The organism is Halobacteriovorax sp., from assembly GCF_048381875.1.
Classification (GTDB): domain Bacteria; phylum Bdellovibrionota; class Bacteriovoracia; order Bacteriovoracales; family Bacteriovoracaceae; genus Halobacteriovorax_A; species Halobacteriovorax_A vibrionivorans.
Window position 1 is genome coordinate 619,048 of record NZ_JBLXBP010000002.1, and the last position, 17,736, is coordinate 636,783.

At 36.3% G+C, this 17,736-nt stretch carries 21 protein-coding genes; 13 read left to right on the top strand and 8 right to left on the bottom strand.

What is annotated here, in order from left to right:
- Positions 1 to 58: 58 nt before the first annotated feature.
- Positions 59 to 565, bottom strand: a complete 507-nt coding sequence (locus ACN5L8_RS07255; RefSeq protein ID WP_419172722.1) for a shikimate kinase — start codon at positions 563 to 565, stop codon at positions 59 to 61.
- A gap of 98 nt (positions 566 to 663) precedes the next feature.
- Between ACN5L8_RS07255 and ACN5L8_RS07260 the strand changes: the two genes are divergently transcribed.
- The 7 genes from ACN5L8_RS07260 (at position 664) to acpP (ending at position 6,232) form a co-directional block, all read left to right on the top strand.
- A complete protein-coding gene (locus ACN5L8_RS07260) occupies positions 664 to 1,236 on the top strand; it encodes a YceD family protein (protein WP_115361830.1) in 573 nt (190 codons plus the stop codon).
- 113 nt (positions 1,237 to 1,349) lie between these two features.
- Positions 1,350 to 1,559, top strand: coding sequence for a 50S ribosomal protein L32 (gene rpmF, locus ACN5L8_RS07265; RefSeq protein WP_115361832.1), 210 nt, complete (start codon positions 1,350 to 1,352; stop codon positions 1,557 to 1,559).
- 148 nt (positions 1,560 to 1,707) lie between these two features.
- Entirely contained in the window at positions 1,708 to 3,027 is a 1,320-nt protein-coding gene (locus ACN5L8_RS07270; protein WP_419172723.1) for a cytochrome-c peroxidase, read from the top strand.
- Between the two features lie 148 nt (positions 3,028 to 3,175).
- On the top strand, positions 3,176 to 4,174 hold the full coding sequence (locus ACN5L8_RS07275) for a beta-ketoacyl-ACP synthase III (RefSeq protein ID WP_115361836.1): 999 nt from the start codon (positions 3,176 to 3,178) through the stop codon (positions 4,172 to 4,174).
- A 17-nt stretch (positions 4,175 to 4,191) separates the two neighbouring features.
- Positions 4,192 to 5,145 (top strand): ACP S-malonyltransferase, encoded by a 954-nt coding sequence (gene fabD, locus ACN5L8_RS07280; RefSeq protein ID WP_419172724.1) that lies wholly within the window; start codon positions 4,192 to 4,194, stop codon positions 5,143 to 5,145.
- Between the two features lie 8 nt (positions 5,146 to 5,153).
- The gene (fabG, locus tag ACN5L8_RS07285) at positions 5,154 to 5,918 is read left to right on the top strand and encodes a 3-oxoacyl-ACP reductase FabG (RefSeq protein WP_162929500.1); all 765 of its coding nucleotides are present in this window, start codon (positions 5,154 to 5,156) and stop codon (positions 5,916 to 5,918) included.
- Positions 5,919 to 6,007: 89 nt separating this feature from the next.
- Positions 6,008 to 6,232 carry an acyl carrier protein gene (gene acpP, locus ACN5L8_RS07290; protein WP_115361840.1) on the top strand — a complete coding sequence of 75 codons (225 nt, stop codon included), beginning with the start codon at positions 6,008 to 6,010 and terminating at the stop codon, positions 6,230 to 6,232.
- 50 nt (positions 6,233 to 6,282) lie between these two features.
- Here acpP and ACN5L8_RS07295 read toward each other — a convergent pair whose 3' ends face one another.
- A complete protein-coding gene (locus tag ACN5L8_RS07295; RefSeq protein WP_115361842.1) occupies positions 6,283 to 6,543 on the bottom strand; it encodes a hypothetical protein in 261 nt (86 codons plus the stop codon).
- Positions 6,543 to 8,117, bottom strand: coding sequence for a protein-glutamine glutaminase family protein (locus tag ACN5L8_RS07300; protein ID WP_419172725.1), 1,575 nt, complete (start codon positions 8,115 to 8,117; stop codon positions 6,543 to 6,545). Before ACN5L8_RS07300 ends, ACN5L8_RS07295 begins: the two co-directional genes overlap by 1 nt.
- A gap of 192 nt (positions 8,118 to 8,309) precedes the next feature.
- On the opposite strand from ACN5L8_RS07300, the gene fabF reads away from it, so the two are divergent.
- The 6 genes from fabF (at position 8,310) to ACN5L8_RS07330 (ending at position 13,926) form a co-directional block, all read left to right on the top strand.
- A complete protein-coding gene (fabF, locus tag ACN5L8_RS07305) occupies positions 8,310 to 9,563 on the top strand; it encodes a beta-ketoacyl-ACP synthase II (RefSeq protein ID WP_115361846.1) in 1,254 nt (417 codons plus the stop codon).
- Positions 9,564 to 9,580: 17 nt separating this feature from the next.
- Complete coding sequence (gene glyA / locus ACN5L8_RS07310) at positions 9,581 to 10,831, top strand: serine hydroxymethyltransferase (protein WP_334678817.1); 1,251 nt, start codon at positions 9,581 to 9,583, stop codon at positions 10,829 to 10,831.
- 93 nt (positions 10,832 to 10,924) lie between these two features.
- Entirely contained in the window at positions 10,925 to 12,505 is a 1,581-nt protein-coding gene (locus tag ACN5L8_RS07315; protein ID WP_419172726.1) for a YiiX/YebB-like N1pC/P60 family cysteine hydrolase, read from the top strand.
- Between the two features lie 9 nt (positions 12,506 to 12,514).
- Positions 12,515 to 13,066, top strand: coding sequence for a transcriptional regulator NrdR (gene nrdR, locus ACN5L8_RS07320; RefSeq protein ID WP_233500255.1), 552 nt, complete (start codon positions 12,515 to 12,517; stop codon positions 13,064 to 13,066).
- Positions 13,044 to 13,520 carry a transcription antitermination factor NusB gene (gene nusB / locus ACN5L8_RS07325; protein ID WP_115361852.1) on the top strand — a complete coding sequence of 159 codons (477 nt, stop codon included), beginning with the start codon at positions 13,044 to 13,046 and terminating at the stop codon, positions 13,518 to 13,520. The genes nrdR and nusB overlap by 23 nt, the downstream gene beginning before the upstream one ends.
- A 4-nt stretch (positions 13,521 to 13,524) precedes the next feature.
- On the top strand, positions 13,525 to 13,926 hold the full coding sequence (locus ACN5L8_RS07330) for a hypothetical protein (protein ID WP_419172727.1): 402 nt from the start codon (positions 13,525 to 13,527) through the stop codon (positions 13,924 to 13,926).
- Here the strand turns inward: ACN5L8_RS07330 and ACN5L8_RS07335 are convergent.
- The 5 genes from ACN5L8_RS07335 to ACN5L8_RS07355 all read right to left on the bottom strand — a co-directional run bounded on the left by ACN5L8_RS07335 (position 13,923) and on the right by ACN5L8_RS07355 (position 17,701).
- Positions 13,923 to 14,687, bottom strand: coding sequence for a HEAT repeat domain-containing protein (locus ACN5L8_RS07335; RefSeq protein ID WP_419168846.1), 765 nt, complete (start codon positions 14,685 to 14,687; stop codon positions 13,923 to 13,925). The two genes, ACN5L8_RS07330 and ACN5L8_RS07335, sit on opposite strands and share 4 nt — an antisense overlap.
- Before the next feature lie 36 nt (positions 14,688 to 14,723).
- A complete protein-coding gene (locus ACN5L8_RS07340; protein WP_419172728.1) occupies positions 14,724 to 15,746 on the bottom strand; it encodes a hypothetical protein in 1,023 nt (340 codons plus the stop codon).
- 119 nt (positions 15,747 to 15,865) lie between these two features.
- The gene (locus tag ACN5L8_RS07345; RefSeq protein ID WP_419172729.1) at positions 15,866 to 16,708 is read right to left on the bottom strand and encodes an inositol monophosphatase family protein; all 843 of its coding nucleotides are present in this window, start codon (positions 16,706 to 16,708) and stop codon (positions 15,866 to 15,868) included.
- Positions 16,692 to 16,904: a DNA gyrase inhibitor YacG gene (locus ACN5L8_RS07350; protein WP_199506641.1), complete on the bottom strand. Its 213-nt coding sequence runs from the start codon at positions 16,902 to 16,904 to the stop codon at positions 16,692 to 16,694. The genes ACN5L8_RS07345 and ACN5L8_RS07350 overlap by 17 nt, the downstream gene beginning before the upstream one ends.
- Complete coding sequence (locus tag ACN5L8_RS07355) at positions 16,901 to 17,701, bottom strand: aminotransferase class IV (protein WP_419168849.1); 801 nt, start codon at positions 17,699 to 17,701, stop codon at positions 16,901 to 16,903. The genes ACN5L8_RS07350 and ACN5L8_RS07355 overlap by 4 nt, the downstream gene beginning before the upstream one ends.
- Between the last annotated feature and the right edge of the window lie 35 nt (positions 17,702 to 17,736).

The window sequence follows — 17,736 nt, forward strand, 5'->3', positions numbered from 1 at the left end:
GCGCAAAAACTCCTTCTAAGGACATAACATCGCTTAAAATCGTATCAAAAGAGACGTTCTATAGCAATTTTAAGAGGTCCTGGACTGTATTTATTTCAAGAATTTCTTCTTGATTAAGTAAAAGATGACTCTTTTCATAAGTAGGAGCTCTCTTTTTATAGAGATTTTCCATAAACTCGCGGCCATATTTAGCAAGAGGGCGATTTCCATCTTTCTTTAAACGTTGCCAACACTCTTCGAAGTCACATTTTAAATAGACTATTTTTCCACCAATCTCTTCTATAAAATCTGCTACACTCTTTTCATCAAGAGCACCTGCTCCTAATGTAATCATATAGTTATCCTTCATATTTTGATGTAGGAGCTTGAGCATATCAAATTCATCCTTACGAAATTCATCAATACCGATCTCTTGGATATACTCCCCAAGACTGTCGTAGCCAGTCCCCATTCGATTAAAAATCTCTTCATCCAGATCAAATACTTGAAATTCACTATCTTTAGATAGTTTCTCACCAAAAGTTGTTTTGCCGGCTCCAGAAAAGCCCGTTATAAAGATTCTCATACGTAAAAAACTACACGATTCCCACCATAATGTCCTAATTTTCTTGCATTTTGGCCTTACGCAATATACACAGAAGGACATCTAAATTTAGAGGAAATATGCAAATAGTTAATAAAGAAAATAGCTTTCTAAAAGATTCGACAATCCTAATCTCACGAGTTGGAGACGAGTTTGAAACTTACAATCTTACTGATAAAGATTGCACTTGGGTAAAAGAGATTCTTGATGGAATCACAAAAGACTTTGAACCTGAAGTTAAGCCGGAAGGTTTTGAAGGCTTAAGCGTAGAGCTACAACTAAAAAATGCAAGAGACTATACTTTTGGTGAGCACTTAATCGTCAAAGGAAAGGTATCAGGGGCGTATACAGCAACTTGTATCCGCTGCTTAATTGATACACCACAGACTTTTGATTCTGAATTCACAGCTGCATATGTAAATAAGCGCTACGAAGACGATCCTGAGTACGAAGAGGTTGATGAGATTTTTGTAAGTGATGAAATGGCAGATATGTACTTTCATAATCGCGGAAAGGCCGACTTAAAAGAAGCCTTGGCAGAATGTTGCTTTTTGGCAGTAAATCACTACCCTCTACATGACGCAGATTGTAAAGGTCTTTGCCAAATATGTGGTGTTGACCAAAATTCAGAGACTTGCGAGCATGCGAATTAAGAATAGATAAAAACAAGGCCTCTTTTGGCTTGTAAAAATGACGTGAGTGATGTATTTACATAAGCTCATTTATAAAAGAAATAATTTTGTAGTTGAATATAACGGAGTAGAAAATGGCAGTACCTAAGAAGAAGACAAGTGTTTCAAGAAAAGGCCTAAGAAGAGCTGGACAAACACACAAGCTTTACGCGAACAATGTAGTTGTAGCTGATTCAACAACTGGTGAACTTACTAAGAAGGGATGTATCTCTCCTTCAGGTTACTGGAAAGGTAAGCAGATCTTCACTACTAAAGCGGATAGAGAAGAAACAACAGAAGAATAAGATAATTCATTATTTTTCATATAAGAAAGGCCCACTCTTTGAGTGGGCCTTTTGTGTTTAATATCTTTCTAAAGCTAATAAAAATCAGTTTGACCCATCAAACTCTTCTCTTGTATAAAGATAGAAAATATTCAGAGAGAGAACACACATGAATAAAATTTTAATCATTCTAATGATGACAGTTTATGCATCAGCAATGTCACCACTAGATAAGTCACTTGCAACCCTAATTGAAAAGCATCAACTGACATCACTTCCAGAGTCAAAATTACAAAACCAGAATGAGGTTATCCTAGGTTCGAGGCTTTTTGCTGAACTTCAATTAAGTGGAAATAACGACATTACTTGTATGCACTGTCACCATCCAATGCTTGGCACAGGTGATGATCTTCCTTTCTCAATTGGAACAGGTGGAAAAGGCCTAGGAACAGGACGTGTTCAAGATGGTAAGGGTAAAATTATTAAGCGCCACGCACCTACTCTTATAAATCTTGGTTACGATGATATTGTTGATATGTTCTGGGATGGAAGAGTACACTACGATAAATCAAAACAAGAGTTTATGTCTCCAAGTACTGAGCTTAATGCAAGAAAGGACTTATGGAGCAAGTTTAGCGGCTCTCTTGCTGTTCAAGTTATCTTCCCACTACTCTCGCCCGAAGAAATGCTTGGTGAAAATAATGAAATTGCATCACTTGAAGGTGACTTAGAAAAATGGAATGGACTTGTCAAACGACTTTTAAATGGTAAGAAAAATGCCATGTATCAAAACCTCTTTAAGCGCGCCTACCCTCAAGATTATAAAAAGGGAAAAATAGATATCACTCATGTGGCAAATTCTCTTGCAGCTTTTATTACAAGAAACTTCAATGTTGTGAATACACCATATGACCAATACCTTGATGGAGACTTAAATGCCATGAATGATAGCGAGAAGCGCGGATTAAAGGTATTCCTTGATAAAGGAGCATGTATCAATTGCCATAGTGGTCGTCATTTAACAGATTGGGATTATAAATCGATTGGACTACCTGAAATTGGACCTATTGATGCTCAAGCTTCTCTAAACGATAAGGGAAGATATGAAGTAACAGGGGCCAAGGCCGATCAATATAACTTTAGGACACCTCCTCTTAGAAATATTCATCTTTCAGCTCCGTACATGCACAATGGGGTTTACTCAACATTAGAAGAAGTTGTTGATCATTATAATCACACTCGACGAGCTATCAGAAACTACGATGTTTCCGAAACAATTCAGGCCCTTTATGAAGAAAAAATCGTAAAAGATGAAAGTTTTGTTAACAATAAACTTAGATTTCAGTTAATAAGTGATGATGATATTAGACGTCCACTGAGTCTGACTGAAAACGAGAAGGCTGACCTCGTTCAATTCCTCAGAACAGGGTTGGCAACAAAGCGTCTCAGAGGGCTATCTGAAGATTTATCAAGTAAACAAACTAAATAATATGAACGAAAGGCCACATCAGTGGCCTTTTTTTGTAAAACCTATACAAAAACACTGCGCATCAATTCATAACGCCCCTTCCCTTCCCCATCATTGCTATACTACCTAAAATAGGGCCAATTTTTATAACCAAGGTTAGGAATTTTAAATGAATACAAAAGTTAAAATTAAAGGAACAGGGATCTACGTTCCTAAAGAAGTTAGAACAAATGTCGACCTCGAAAGCATGGTTGAAACTAGTGATGAATGGATCTTTGAAAGAACAGGTATTCGCCAAAGACATATCTGCTCTACTGAAGGTGGAGAATGGCCAAGTGATATGGCCTATCATGCAACAATGGATGCATTAAAAACAGCTGGAATGGAACCAAATGATATCGACATGATTGTCTTTGCTTCTGTTACACCTGATTACAAGCTTCCAAATACAGCATGTATTCTTCAACAAAAACTAGGCATTACAAATAAGTGTGCGGCAATCGATATTGCAGCAGCTTGCTCTGGATTTGTTTACGGAATCAATATGGTCACAGGACTGATAAAAATGGGTGCAATTAAAAATGCACTAATCGTAGGTTCTGAAATGTTATCACGAGAAGTTAACTGGGAAGATCGTAACACTTGTATTCTTTTTGGAGATGGTTGTGGTGTTGCTATTATTGGGGCCAATGAAGATGGTGATGATTCAGATATCCTATCACTTGAGCTTGGTGCCGACGGTTCAGGAAAAGAATTCTTCGACCAACCAGTTGGAGGAGCAATTGATCCAATCACAGCTGAGCACTTAGAAAATAGAACTCACTATATGCAAATGAAAGGAAAAGAAATGTTCCGTGTTGCCACTAGAACACTTGCAGACAATGCAAAGAAAGTTTTAGAAAAAGCAGGAAAGGATCTTGAAGAAGTCGATTGGCTAATTCCTCATCAAGCGAATGTGAGAATTATTGAAACAACAGGAAAACTTTTAGGAATCAATCCTGAAAAAGTTATTATCAATATTGATAAGTATGCCAATACATCTGCGGCCACAGTACCGATTGCAATGCACGAAGCAATTACAGACGGTCGAATTAAGCGCGGACAATTATTATTACTAGATGCATTTGGTGCCGGATTAACAAGCGGTGCTACATTACTTAAATACTAATTAAAAGGTTTATTGATATGAAGAAAGTAGTATTAATCTTCCCTGGTCAGGGATCACAATATGTTGGAATGGGAAAAAGTCTTGAAGGACACCCTTCTTTCGAATTACTAGAAAAAGCAAATAAGACTCTTGGTTATGATCTTTCAAAAATTATGCTTGAAGGTCCTGCTGAAGAGTTAACACTAACTCAAAATACACAGCCAGCAATTCTTACTTATTCAATTGGCCTTTATCAAAAAGCCAAAGAAATTTTAGACGAAGCAGGAATTGAAGTATCATGTGTTCTTGGTCACTCAGTTGGTGAATACCCTGCGCTAGTCGCTGCCGGTACTCTAAGTTTTGAAGACGCACTAAAGTCTGTGCACAATCGTGGAAAATATATGCAAGAAGCCGTTCCAGCAGGAATGGGTAAAATGTATGCTGTCATGAGAGTGCCAGCAGAAATTGTAGAAAAGGCATGTAAAGAAGTTTCATCAGAAGGTAATGAAGTTATGCCAGCAAACTTCAATGAACCTGGTCAAATCGTTATCTCAGGACATGCTGATGCATGTGATAAGGCCGTTGCTTGGATTTCAGAAAACTTTTCTGATCCACATAAGACTGTTGAACTTAAAGTAAGTGCTCCTTTCCATTCAAGCCTAATGAAGCCAGCTCGAGAGAATATGGCAGCATTTTTTAATGACGTAACTTTTAATAAAACGACAATTCCTTATATTGCCAACATCGATGCCAAAAAGTATCAAATTGGTACAGACGGTGACATCGTAAAAGACAACCTCATTAAGCAAATTGATGGTTCTGTACTATGGACTCAAAGTTTCCAAAGTCTTGATGACGATACTCTTTGTATTGAAGTTGGGCCAGGAAGAGTGCTAATGGGACTTGCTAGAAAAATTAACCGCAATATAAAAGTCATCTCACTTGATAAAGACGGTGCATTTGACGAGCTAAAAGAAGCTTTAAACTCATAGGAGCATATATGATTGCAACTTATAATGACCTTAAAAATAAGAAAGTTCTAATCACTGGTGCTAGCCGTGGTATCGGTTTAGAGATTGCAAAATCTCTTGCAACTCAAGGTGCTCACGTTGTCTTCAATTATCGTGAGGGTAAAGAAGAGGTCGCAAAAGAAGTAGAAGCAAAACTAAAAGAGCTTGGTGCTTCAAATGTAACAGGACTCATGTTTGATCTAAATAACGAAGAACAAATGAAGACTGCAGTAAACGACTTCACAAAAGAATATGGCCCACTTGAGGGGTTAGTAAATAATGCCGGAGTATCAAAAGACAGCCTTATCCTTAGAACGAGAAAAGCAGATCTGGATGCAATTATTGATACAAACCTAAAGGGTGCAATCATGTTAACAAGTATTTGTTCTCGTGGTTTCCTAAAGGCCGAGAATGTATCAATTGTTAATATCAGCTCAATTGTTGGCCTAATGGGTAATATTTCACAAACAGCTTACTCTGCTTCTAAAGCGGGGCTAATTGGAGCAACAAAGTCAGTAGCGAAAGAATTAGCTAGCCGCAACATTCGCTGTAACGCAATCTGTCCAGGTTTTATTGAAACTGATATGACTGATTCTCTCGAAGAAAAGGCTAAAGAAGCCTATATTGCTTCAATTCCAACTTCACGCTTTGGGTCAACTGAAGATGTATCAAACCTTGTTTGTTTTCTTCTTAGCCAAGCGTCAGGATATATAACTGGTGAAGTAATTAAAATTGACGGTGGACTTTATATCTAGAAAAATATTAATATACTAAAATTAAAAATTTAACATAACTAATAGAGAGAGATTGAGTTTAAAGCTTAATATTTAATTAGGAGACAAATATGGAACAAAAAGTAATTCAACTAGTAGCGGATCAAACAAAAATCGATATCGCAAAAATCAACGCTTCAACATCATTCGTAGATGATCTAAACCTTGACTCATTAGACATCGTAGAACTTATGATGAAAATGGAAGATGAATTTGATATTCAAATTCCAGAAGAAGATGCAGAAGGTCTTAAGTCTGTTCAAGACGTTGTTAAGTACCTTGAGTCTAAGCAATAATCTAATTTAAATTTTAGATAAAAAGAAAGCCTGCTATTTGCAGGCTTTTTTTATTCTACAATCTTACAAGACTTTATTTCATATGTTTTATAGTCGTAATCTATTTTAACTTTTCTATCATTCTTAGTTGATTCTTGAATACACTTTAACTCTTTTTCATTTGCCTTATAAAAAGTTGCACTTTCAATAAAGGAAACAAGAGTTTTTCCATCTTTATTAATAATCTTTGAGACAGTGTACTTTGCACTACTAATACTTGAGGCAAAAACAGAGCTACATAATATTGAAAGAATTAAAAATACCTTGTGCATTATTGTAACCTCTTACCTAAATCAGTTAAAAGAGCTCTCGCGGCAGTAACCCTTTGCTCTTTTGTAAGTCTTGTCTTGTCCTGAGGATGAAATGTACTTCGATCAGAAATCGTAAATGTATTTCGACCAACTGAGACAGCATCTAAACTTGGTGGGAAGCCAACTTGATCGAGGTTCTTTTCATTAACACCCATAAGCCTTAACCACTCATCAGGCTCAACTGGGCGATCTGCTACGGCAGGGTCAATAACCATTTTTTGTACATGACCTCGCCCATTATTAACATATACTACTGGAGCAACATGGTAAGACCATGGATGAGGTGAAGATTTTGATTTCAAATATCCAGAGGTCCATGCCTTATCAGCAATGACTCCTTCTTCTTCCATCATATTAACCATAAGTTCAGCTCTGGCATAACAACCATCTGCTGTATAACGCCAAGTTAACTCTTTCATTTTCTTTGCTTTATCAAAGAGCTCTCCTGCTTTTTTCCAAGAGATAACGCCACTTGATCGAGGAACAAATTCTTGCGACTCTTTATAACTTTCGGCCGTGTAATATGAATCACCATCACGACAGCTATTTTTTGGAAGGAATTTCTTATTAATATACTGACTATTGATAGTGCCATTAACAACTTCAACAAGATGAACAAAGTCTAGGTTTGCTCTTTCATTATTAGTTTGTACACCAAGGCTAATAATATCGTCTTTAATCTTCTGAGAACAATGTGGAATGATTGTCTTGAGATAATCACTAAAGCGGGCATCTTGAAAACTAAAATAGGCCGTAGGATTACTTTGTAAGTTTTGAGGTGCCTTTCTTGCAGCTGTTAAACGAGATGTTTTATAATCGTCATTTAATTCTAGGACTGCACCATTCATTGTTCTTGCTATAGTTATTTGAGAATCACTCTTGGTAAACTTTGCATTACCTCGTGAGTCACGAGTGTAGTTAATTGGCATGAAAATATTTCGAGAAGGATCAAAAATAAAGAAATGGTTGTCTCCACACTTTTTAATGGGACACTTTGTACTCATCTCACAATGAATATTTCCATCTTTTTTAGTGTTAACCCATAATAAGTTTGAAGCCTGAGCAACAACTGATTTTAACTTATTTAAGCTATCATCTAAGTCACTATCAAAATCTTCAAGATCTTCTAAAATATTACTATTTTCTTTTTTAGCAATTTCTATCGCTTGTTCGATTGATTTTTTTCTTTCTGCAATTTCTTGTAACTTTGTAATAGGTGTTGTGAATTCTGAGGTTGCTCTCTCCTCATTAATCTTATCACTTAAACTGTTGTAATATGTCGGAACACCATTTTCAACGATCTGCTTAACAGCAAATGTTTTTGAAGTCCCACCTTCAGTAACAAGACCTAAAAGATGTCCCCTGCTATTGATTTGAACAATCGCTCTTTTTCCACCGTTTTCACAAACGACAACCGGTACATTTGAAGGAGCCTTACAATTATCAAAGCTGAGATCATCAGAGAAGACAACTGATGCTGCATGTGTATAAATAGAAAAAATTGACAAAACCGATAGGATAATATTTTTAGTCATAGAGGCATTATCGGGGTAATTACCTAAAAATATTAACTTATTAAGAATTAAATTCGCTATTTCTTATAACTTATTGAAATATCGTTTAAATTTAAACAGAACCCATTGAATTCTGTAAAATTTAAGAGCCTCAAAGACTTGTCAAATGGCCTTCAAAATTATCAAATACTAGGAAAAAATAAGGATATGTATATGACGACAAATAGAAATCGCCGTGTAGTTATAACAGGACTAGGAACAATCTGTGGCCTAGGTAAAAACACAAAAGAAGTATGGAATGGGATTGTTGAAGGAAAGTCAGGAATCTCAGAAGTTGAAAGTTGGCCAGTACCAGATCTTGCAATCAAGATTGCTGGAGAGGTAAAGGACTTCGAACTTTCAGAAGATATAATGGAAGCAAGAGAGGCCAAGAAATATGACCGCTTTATACACTTTGCTCTTCATGCAACAGATGAGGCCTTAAAAGACTCTGGAGTTAATCTTGAAGAGTTTGATAAGTATAAAGTAGGTGCAATCCTTGGTGTAGGAATTGGTGGCTTCCCTATTACTGAACAAACAGCAAGAGCTTTTGTTGAAAAAGGGCCACGACGTATTTCTCCTTTCTTCATTCCAGCTATCATTCCAAATATGGCATCAGGTGTATTAAGTATTAAGCATGGATTTATGGGTGTTAACTACACTGTTTCATCTGCTTGTGCATCTTCATGCCACGCTATTTCAAATGCTGTTGAAGAGATTAGATCTGGCCGTCATGACCTAATGATTACAGGTGGAACTGAAGCTGTAATCTGTAACCTAGGTATGGGTGGCTTCATTAATATGAAAGCATTCTCAAAAAGAGTTGATGAGCCAACAAAAGCATCAAGACCATTTGATATTGATCGTGATGGATTCGTTATGGGAGAAGGTGCTGGGATTCTAGTGCTTGAAGATTATGAAAGTGCTGTTAAGCGTGGAGCAACGATTTACGCTGAAGTAGCAGGACATGGAGCAACTTCAGATGCTCACCATATTACAGCTCCTCATCCTGAGGGAGATGGTGCTTACGGTTGTATGAAAAAAGCAATCGAAGACGCAGGAATTTCTCCAGAAGATATCGAATATGTTAATGCACACGGAACTTCGACTCCTCTTGGAGACGTTGCTGAAACTGGTGCTATTAAGCGAGTTCTTGGTGAAGAGCATGCAAAAAAAATTAATGTATCTTCAACAAAGTCAATGACTGGTCACCTTCTTGGTGCAGCTGGTGGTATTGAAACAGTCTTCACAGCGCTTGCGCTACACACTGGAACGATTCCTCCAACTATTAATATCGACAATCAAGACCCGAAGTGCGATCTTAATTACACGGCAAATAAGGCCGTTAAAAAAGATATTAAATATGCGCTTAACAATTCTTTTGGATTCGGTTCGACAAATTCGTCACTCGTATTAAAGAAAGTTTAAAGTCAAAAAGGATTAAGATGTTTCATAAAGACGCCGTTAGCCTAGAAAAAATGGATGAGGAAATTTTCTCATTAACTAATAAAGAATTAGCAAGACAAGAAGAAGGTCTTGAACTTATTGCTTCTGAAAATTATACATCAAAAGCAGTTATGCAGGCCCAAGGCTCAGTTCTTACAAATAAGTACGCTGAAGGTCTTCCAAAGAAACGCTACTACGGTGGTTGTGAAGTTGTTGATACGGTAGAACAAATTGCAATTGATCGCCTATGTAAAGTCTTTGGTTGTAAATTTGCCAACGTTCAACCACACTCAGGATCAGGTGCTAATATGGCAGCCTACTTTTCTATCATCTCACCTGGTGACAGAATCTTAGGGATGAACCTGTCTGAAGGTGGTCACTTAACACATGGTTCACCGGTTAATTTTTCTGGAAAGTATTTTGATGTAAAATTTTACGGACTTAATCCAGAAACTGAAATGATTGACTATGAAGATGTAAGACGTGCAGCTCAAGAACATAAGCCAAATGTAATTGTAGCTGGTGCAAGTGCTTATCCTCGTACAATTGATTTTGCAAAATTTAGAGAAATTGCTGATGAAGTTGGTGCTTATCTATTAGTTGATATGGCCCATATTGCAGGTCTTGTTGCCGCAGGTCTTCACCCTTCACCATTTCCACACGCTCATATAGTCACATCAACAACTCATAAGACGTTAAGAGGTCCACGTGGTGGAATCATTCTTACAAACGATGAAGAGCTAGCAAAGAAAATTAACTTTAATGTCTTCCCAGGAATTCAAGGTGGCCCACTAGAGCATGTTATTGCAGCAAAAGCAGTATCTTTCAAAGAAGCACTTGATCCACAATACAAAGAGTATCAAAAACAAGTTATTACAAATGCACAGGCCCTTGCTAAGCAGTTAACAGATCTTGGTATGGAATTAGTTTCAGGTGGAACAGATAACCACCTTGTTCTTATGAAAACAGATCCAGCAGGAGTAACTGGTAAAGTGGCAGAAAAGGCCCTTGAGCAAGCAGGTATTACTTGTAATAAGAATATGATTCCAGGTGATACAAGATCACCATTTGTTACTTCAGGTATTCGTCTTGGAACTCCAGCTCTTACAACGAGAGGAATGAAAGAGGACGAAATGAAGAAGATAGGAACTTGGATTGTTGAGGCCCTTAAGAATGCAGAGAATGAAAGTGTTCTTGCAGATATAAAAGGACAGGTCCAAGCTCTTTGCAAAGAATTTCCAGTATACTAATTTCAATACATTAGGGAGCTTTTCAGCTCCCTTTTTCATCTCCTAAATTTATTGTCTTAGCTATCCGATAAGTCTTTCAGTGAGGAAAGATTGATGAGGATTAACATTTCGAAATTACTACTATATTTATCAGCAAGCTCTCTGTTGAGCTCATGTGCTAGTGTCGATCAAATTGAGATGGCCTATGATAATTATCGTAACTCTGTTAGCCGCTACATCGCTTCAGTAAAAGGACAATACCATCCTTCTGAATTTGAGATTAATAAAGATAATCTCTATAAGCTACAAGAAGAAATCGAATTGAATTTAGTTTGGAGAAAGAATTTTGCTAATGCAAAAAAGAAAGAAGATCAAAACTCCTTAAAGTTTATTTCTCCCTACTTTAATCAAAACCAAAAGATTACTGCTAATCTAAATCGCTTTTTGAAGAATATTGACTGGGTAACAGACCCTACTACTCGCTTTGAAATACGCACTGATAAAATTTCATCGATAGAACAACGAAAAGAAATATATTTCGTAGGAAATCGAAAGCTTAAAAGAAAAGAAAGAGATGTCGATTTTGCTATAATCAATCCTTATGATGAAATTGGACAAGATACATTTAAGGCCATAAAAGTCGGTCTCATTGCTAATATTGCGATTTATGAAAATCATCTTTTACTTAAAAGAAAAATTGCAGAGGCAATAAAAATTGAATCCGACCCAACACTTCAAAAAGAACTTGAACTATATCATGAGAAGTTAGAAGAGAAGTTAAAGAACTCTCCTTCACATATGAAATTAGCAAATCTCTTATCGATGTATCGAGATATCACGATCTTTGAGAAGGCAAAAACAAAATCAAAACTTTCTTACTATATTGACCCTTTAATTGAAGAGACTCTAGTTTATAGTAATGTTCACAAAGAGCTTCACAAGAAAAAGAGATGGAATCAAGAAACTAAAGTGATCCACGATATAGTTGCAAAGATGGCAACGACAGTAGACAAGCGCTTTGCCGTTTACTTTAAGAAGTCTATCAAGTTTGAAAACCCAACTTATGGTGAAGTGACAAAAATTGGTAAGAATGAAAAAGCACATCTACTCTATCAACTAAAACCTATGGATATTGTCTTTATTCATAATGAAAATAATTTCAACAATGCTGTTGTTGAAAAGTTTTGGGATAATGTAGGAATCTGGATTGGAAGCTGGGACGATATTGTAAAATTAGGACTTTCCACTCATCCTCTGATCAAAGAGCATCAAGAAAAAATTCAAACGAAAGAGTTAAACTTCCTAGTCTCAACCAGACAAGGGGTTAAACTTAAGAATATGAGCTCGATATTAAATCAAGACGATATTGCAATTGTTAGAAAACGAAGACTTAGCTACGAAGAAACAGTTAAAGGCCTAACTCTTGCCTTTAGCAATCTTGGAAAACCTTATGATTACTCAATGAATCCACAAGTTAAAGAGAAAGTATCTTTTGCGCAGCTCGTCTTTGACAGCTTTCCTCAAGTAAATTGGGATAAGTCACATATGTATAAACAAGAAGCAGTTTCTCCGTATAAGATTACACAGCGCACCGGTGAAGAAAAAGACTTCTTCACAGTTCTACTATATCGAAATGGTAAAGAAGTTCTAGAAGACCTTGAGGAAAATTTTCGAACCATTTCCTCTCAAAACTAAAATGGGAATATGCAATGCATCTCAATTATGATAGAAATAATTATGTATTGCCCAAATTGCCAAACACCAAACACTAAAGTTATCGACTCGCGTCATCTTTCGGATGGACTTGCTGTTCGCCGTAGACGTTCGTGCCCAAAGTGTGATTTTCGCTACACAACTTATGAGAAGCTTCAGCTTCAGGTTCCGGCCATTGTTAAAAATGACAAAAGACGTGAGCCATATAATCGTGAAAAGATCTCAAAAGGTATCAATAAGGCATGTCAAAAAAGACCTTTAACAACAGCACAAATTAACCGATTAATTGATGATGTTGAAATGACTTTATCTCAAAAGAATAATACTGAAGTTGTGGCCAAGGTTGTTGGTGAAGTTGTGATGGAAAAGTTATACGAATTAGACCCTGTTGCCTATGTTCGTTATGCTTCTTTTTATTGGAACTTTAATGACATTGATGGCTTCATTGAAAGTTTACAAAAAAGTATTGGGCAATTTACAAATATAAAAGAAAAGATTTTTATCAATAAGGATATACTAAGTGAAAAACCAAGCATTCAATAATAAATCAGCTGCTAGAAGCTTTGCATTTAAATTCATCTACAAACTCTTTCTTAAAGATTTCAAAAATGATTTAAGTGACTATCAATCTGACCTTGAGAAATTAAAAGTTGATATTGAAGAGTTTGAAGAGTCATATATTAAAGAAGATGATGAACACAGTGATAATGAATTAAATCCAAGTGTTCAAAATTATGGAAATAAGCTTATCACAGGTGTTATCAAAAACTTTGAAAGCATTAAATCCACAGCTTCGGAGTGTATTCTAAAAAGAAGTTTTGACTCTGTTGATGCTATTGAAAGAGCTATTATCTGCCTTGGTATTTATGAGATTAAATTTGAAGAAACACCAAATAATGTAGCCATCAATGAATATGTAAATCTTGTAAAGAGTTACGGGAAAGAAGACTCTAAGAACTTTGTAAATGGCCTTTTAGACAGAGTGAGTAAGTCTTAACGATATGTCAGTAAAAGAAGAGATCTTCACATTAGTAAACGAAAAAGTAGGAGCAGTGATTTGTCTATATGACCAGTCATCTTCTAACTCTATCGATGTGATTGAGGCAATTAACCATCTGGTTGACGGAACTCTAGAAGAACGAATTCTAAAAAAGAAGAATCAAGATTTAATAAAAGAAGATTATTCTCATTTCTTCTTTTCAAAAAACTTTGGACAGCAACTTAATATCATTTTTAGTCAGATACCAAAGACTCCTACTAAGAATGAAATCAATCAATTTATCTCTATTCTTGATAAGCAATACGATATAGAAAATGAATGTGAAGTTGTAATTATAAAGCCTACTGGAAATTCATTTAAATTCCACCACCCAAGCCTACAAATTCATCACTTTGAATATTAGCGAATAACCACTTTTGCTTGAGCAAATTTAGACCAGAATCTTTTCTTTTCTTTAAGACTAGTTGCAGGAGCTCGGCGTCCTGTAATCTTTTCTAACGTATCAGATATTTCAGAATGAATATCAGAATACTTCGGCTTTTGAATCATCGATAAAAGTGGACCTTGGGCCTTTTCAAACTTTAAGTCTCCAATTGTATTAATAATTTCTTTTACAATATGGGCCCTTTTAGATGACTTTAATTTTTCATTAATATGATAATTTCTCTTATCATAAAGCATTGCCCAAATATTTGGAGCAAGCCCTGTAAGATTAAGCTTCTTTACGTTTTCAAGTGCTTGGTAACGAACAATTAGAGAATTATCTTTTAAAGACTTTTTGTAAATATCAGTATATTCAGTTTGCCCTAGAGCGAGTAGAGATTTTAAGGCGGCCATTCGCATTACCCAATTTGGGTGCATTGTGAATTTTGAAATAAATGGTGCCGACTTCTTCCCCATAATTCTTCCAAGTAAAAATGTTGCCATCCAACGATTCTTATCTGGATACTTATCACTTTTCATGACATTTATAAGGGCCGCAACAGACTTTCCTTTAAGCTTTAAGACTTGTTTCTTAAGCTTATCCATATCTGCTGTTTTCATATTATATTTGAATTGTCTTTCTAGCTTTTGAGTTAGAACAGAACGCTGTGCCTTTTGGTTAACTGCGGCAGTAGTATTTAAACTTGCAAGTATCGTTACAATTAAAAGTAGTTTCTTCAAAAGACATCCTTGTCTGCAAAAAATTTGCTCTAAATATTATCCTAACATTTTTTCAAATTCGCTTAGTAACTCTTCAGCTGATTTCTGCTCACCTGCTCCATCATCCTTAGCTTCTTCAGGTGCAGCTTCAGCAGCAGGGGCCGCGGCTTCTTCAATAGGTGCCGGAGCTTCTTCAGCAACTGGCTCTGGTGCAGCTTCTGCAATTGGCTCCTCAGGAGTTGGCTGTGGCTGCTCAGGTGCTGGAACTTCTTCAGGTTCAGGAGGAGTCGTAGGCTCTTCTTCAGGAACTGGAACTTCAGCAGGCTCAGGAGTAACATCAATCTCAGGCTCTTCGGCCGGAGTTGGATCGATTTCAGGTTCAGGCTGAGCAGGAGTTGGATCCCCACCAGCTTGAGCAAGTTGAGCTTTTAATTGTTCGTTTTCTTGCTTGAACTTTCTTAGATCGGCAAGATCACCTTCAATCATTTCATATTCTTTAAGACGAGACTGTAGTTCGTCTCTTTCATCTTTAAGAGCATCAATTTCTTCATTAGAGGCGGCCGCAGAATCACCAGCAGCTTTAAGTGCTGCAATTTGTGCCTTAAGGTCTGCGATCTCTGTATTTAACTTTGTAATAATTGCAGCTGACTCTGAATCATCACTACTACCTGCTGCACTTAATTGTGCTTCAAGATCTTTTATAAGAGATTCTTTATTTGCAACTTGCCCTTTTAAGGCAGCTATTTCGGCATTCTTACTTGCAAGCTCGGCCCCATCAACATTACCAGTAGGTAAACTTCCACCTGGAACAACAGATGGTATCCCCTCTCCGGCCTCAAGCCCTCCACCTCTAAATAGAGATGACTTTAACGCATTTGAATTTTGAATTACTGAATCGAGATAGCTCTTTAATACATTTGCTGGAATTTGATGTTGTAATTCCTGCATACGTTTTCTTGTGTAAAACCAGTAAACGACAATGACACAAATTAACAATATAAGAACTGAGAACAAAATATAGAAGACGTTATCACTAACGTACATCATTTCTCTCGATAATCTTGTAATAGTACCAGTCACTTCTTTATTCCTTTTAAATTAGATAAACCTTTGATTATTTTAACATAATCAGCATTATTTAAAAGATATGAAAAAAGAGCAATTATGAACCCATTATTTCCATTTATAAGGTGAGTTTTTTAGTCAGAAACCATTTCACTAAGTTTCTTATAAAGAGGATTTCTGCCAACTATGATTGTCTTAGAAAAAATATTATGATCATGACCATTATACTCAGTTATTTTTGCCCCAGCTTCTAAACAAATGATCTTTCCTGCGGCCACATCCCAAGGAGCAAGCCCCTTCTCCCAAAAACCATCAAAGATTCCTTGGGCCACATAACATAAGTCGATGGCCGCCGAGCCCAATCTTCTCACAGCGGAGATACTTGTCATGACTTTTTTAAACTTACGGAATTCATCATTGAACGGCTTGCCTTTTTCAGTTGCAAAGCCAGTTGCTAATAAGAAACCCTTTGAACGAGATTTATTTTGCTTGAGTCTCTTCTTATCTTTTCCCTTAATAAAGTATGAACCGTTGCCTTTAGTTGCACAATAAATCTCTTTGCGTTCAGGGATATAGATAACTCCAACAACCGGTTGAAGCTTATATGTTAAGGAGAGGCTAATACAATAATGTTCAAGTCCATGAACAAAATTATTCGTACCATCCAAAGGATCAATAACCCACATATAATCATGGTCTTGATATTCTTTTAAATATTTATAATTGCCTTGATACTTCTTATAAAAGTCTTCTTCGGCCAAAACAGGAATCTCTGGATTTAACTTTTTAAGCTTTTTAATTATATACTCTTCAGAAGCATGGTCTGCTGCAGAGACTGCCCCTTGAGCTTCTTTAATATCAATCTTCAGATTAGCTAAATCTTTTTGATAAGGAGAAAGAATCTTACCTGCTCCCTTTGCTATTGAAATAAGCTGCGCTTCATAAGCTAATAAATCTTTCTTAGTAATCTTCTTCATCCTGTCTCTTCTTTATAACTGCTTCAAGGTCTGAGTCTGAAAGAGGCTCATGTGAAGCCACTGTATAATTCTCAGTTAGCCACATCCCTAAATCAACCATCTTACATTTTTCACTACAAAATGGTCTAAATTCACTTTCATAATAATTAAACTCTTGTGAGCATTCAGGACACTTAACATTCAACTTCTTTGTCACCAAATTTCTCCGTAAAATTCTTTGATCATATCTTTTATCTTACTATCTTCATTATATGCTACTTCACCTATACTTGAAATATGCCTTATGCCATTAAATGAACTCGTCGCAAAACAGCTATCAAATTCATGTAGTTCAGCAGCATGTACTCGCATTTCTTTAAATTCATGGCCTGTTTCACTTAGCATAAATTTTACGCGATCAAGAGTGATTCCATCTAAGACTCCATATTCTGCTGTTGGAGTTATATAAGTATCCCCTTTTTTCAAAATTAGGTTTGACGTGGGAAGCTCCAATAAATACGAATCATGATCTAGTAAGAGAACATCATCATAACCATTAAAAATGGCCTCTTTTCTTATCTTAAACTGATATTGATAATCGCTACGTTTTAAATAGTCGGGAAAATTTCGATCAGGATAATAACAATGAGTTGTTAACTTTAAAGGTGTAGTCACCTGTTCTTTTTCTAAGGCCCATATCCAAAACTGAATATCACCAGATAACTCACGATAGAAAGTTATTCTCAAATAAGCATGATCAATGTGGACAAATTCATCTAATATTTGGGCCGTCGCTAATTGTGCTTCATCGATAAGACCTTTATCAAATTGCTTAGGCCAACAAAACTCGAAGCACTTTTCAAGTCGAGCTCGATGTTGGTCCCAAAATATGGCCTTACCTGAGCGAACAAGGGCCGTGGTAAAGAATGAATTCCCCCATAAGTTCCCTTCATTAATAAATGCATCTCTTGCCGATAAACCTTTTCTCGAAAAATAGATTACTTCCTGTGCCATAACTTTCCTTATTGTTATAAAACATGATATCTAAA

Excerpts from the sequence above, each read along its gene's own strand:
- fabD (WP_419172724.1), top strand. The coding sequence starts at position 4,192 with ATGAAGAAAGTAGTATTAATCTTCCCTGGTCAGGGATCACAATATGTT.
- ACN5L8_RS07345 (WP_419172729.1), bottom strand. The coding sequence starts at position 16,708 with ATGAAGAAGATTACTAAGAAAGATTTATTAGCTTATGAAGCGCAGCTT.
- ACN5L8_RS07255 (WP_419172722.1), bottom strand. The coding sequence starts at position 565 with ATGAGAATCTTTATAACGGGCTTTTCTGGAGCCGGCAAAACAACTTTT.
- glyA (WP_334678817.1), top strand. The coding sequence starts at position 9,581 with ATGTTTCATAAAGACGCCGTTAGCCTAGAAAAAATGGATGAGGAAATT.
- rpmF (WP_115361832.1), top strand. The coding sequence starts at position 1,350 with ATGGCAGTACCTAAGAAGAAGACAAGTGTTTCAAGAAAAGGCCTAAGA.
- ACN5L8_RS07300 (WP_419172725.1), bottom strand. The coding sequence starts at position 8,117 with ATGACTAAAAATATTATCCTATCGGTTTTGTCAATTTTTTCTATTTAT.
- ACN5L8_RS07355 (WP_419168849.1), bottom strand. The coding sequence starts at position 17,701 with ATGGCACAGGAAGTAATCTATTTTTCGAGAAAAGGTTTATCGGCAAGA.
- fabG (WP_162929500.1), top strand. The coding sequence starts at position 5,154 with ATGATTGCAACTTATAATGACCTTAAAAATAAGAAAGTTCTAATCACT.
- fabF (WP_115361846.1), top strand. The coding sequence starts at position 8,310 with ATGACGACAAATAGAAATCGCCGTGTAGTTATAACAGGACTAGGAACA.
- ACN5L8_RS07330 (WP_419172727.1), top strand. The coding sequence starts at position 13,525 with ATGTCAGTAAAAGAAGAGATCTTCACATTAGTAAACGAAAAAGTAGGA.
- ACN5L8_RS07270 (WP_419172723.1), top strand. The coding sequence starts at position 1,708 with ATGAATAAAATTTTAATCATTCTAATGATGACAGTTTATGCATCAGCA.
- ACN5L8_RS07295 (WP_115361842.1), bottom strand. The coding sequence starts at position 6,543 with ATGCACAAGGTATTTTTAATTCTTTCAATATTATGTAGCTCTGTTTTT.
- ACN5L8_RS07260 (WP_115361830.1), top strand. The coding sequence starts at position 664 with ATGCAAATAGTTAATAAAGAAAATAGCTTTCTAAAAGATTCGACAATC.
- acpP (WP_115361840.1), top strand. The coding sequence starts at position 6,008 with ATGGAACAAAAAGTAATTCAACTAGTAGCGGATCAAACAAAAATCGAT.
- ACN5L8_RS07275 (WP_115361836.1), top strand. The coding sequence starts at position 3,176 with ATGAATACAAAAGTTAAAATTAAAGGAACAGGGATCTACGTTCCTAAA.
- ACN5L8_RS07315 (WP_419172726.1), top strand. The coding sequence starts at position 10,925 with ATGAGGATTAACATTTCGAAATTACTACTATATTTATCAGCAAGCTCT.
- nrdR (WP_233500255.1), top strand. The coding sequence starts at position 12,515 with ATGCAATGCATCTCAATTATGATAGAAATAATTATGTATTGCCCAAAT.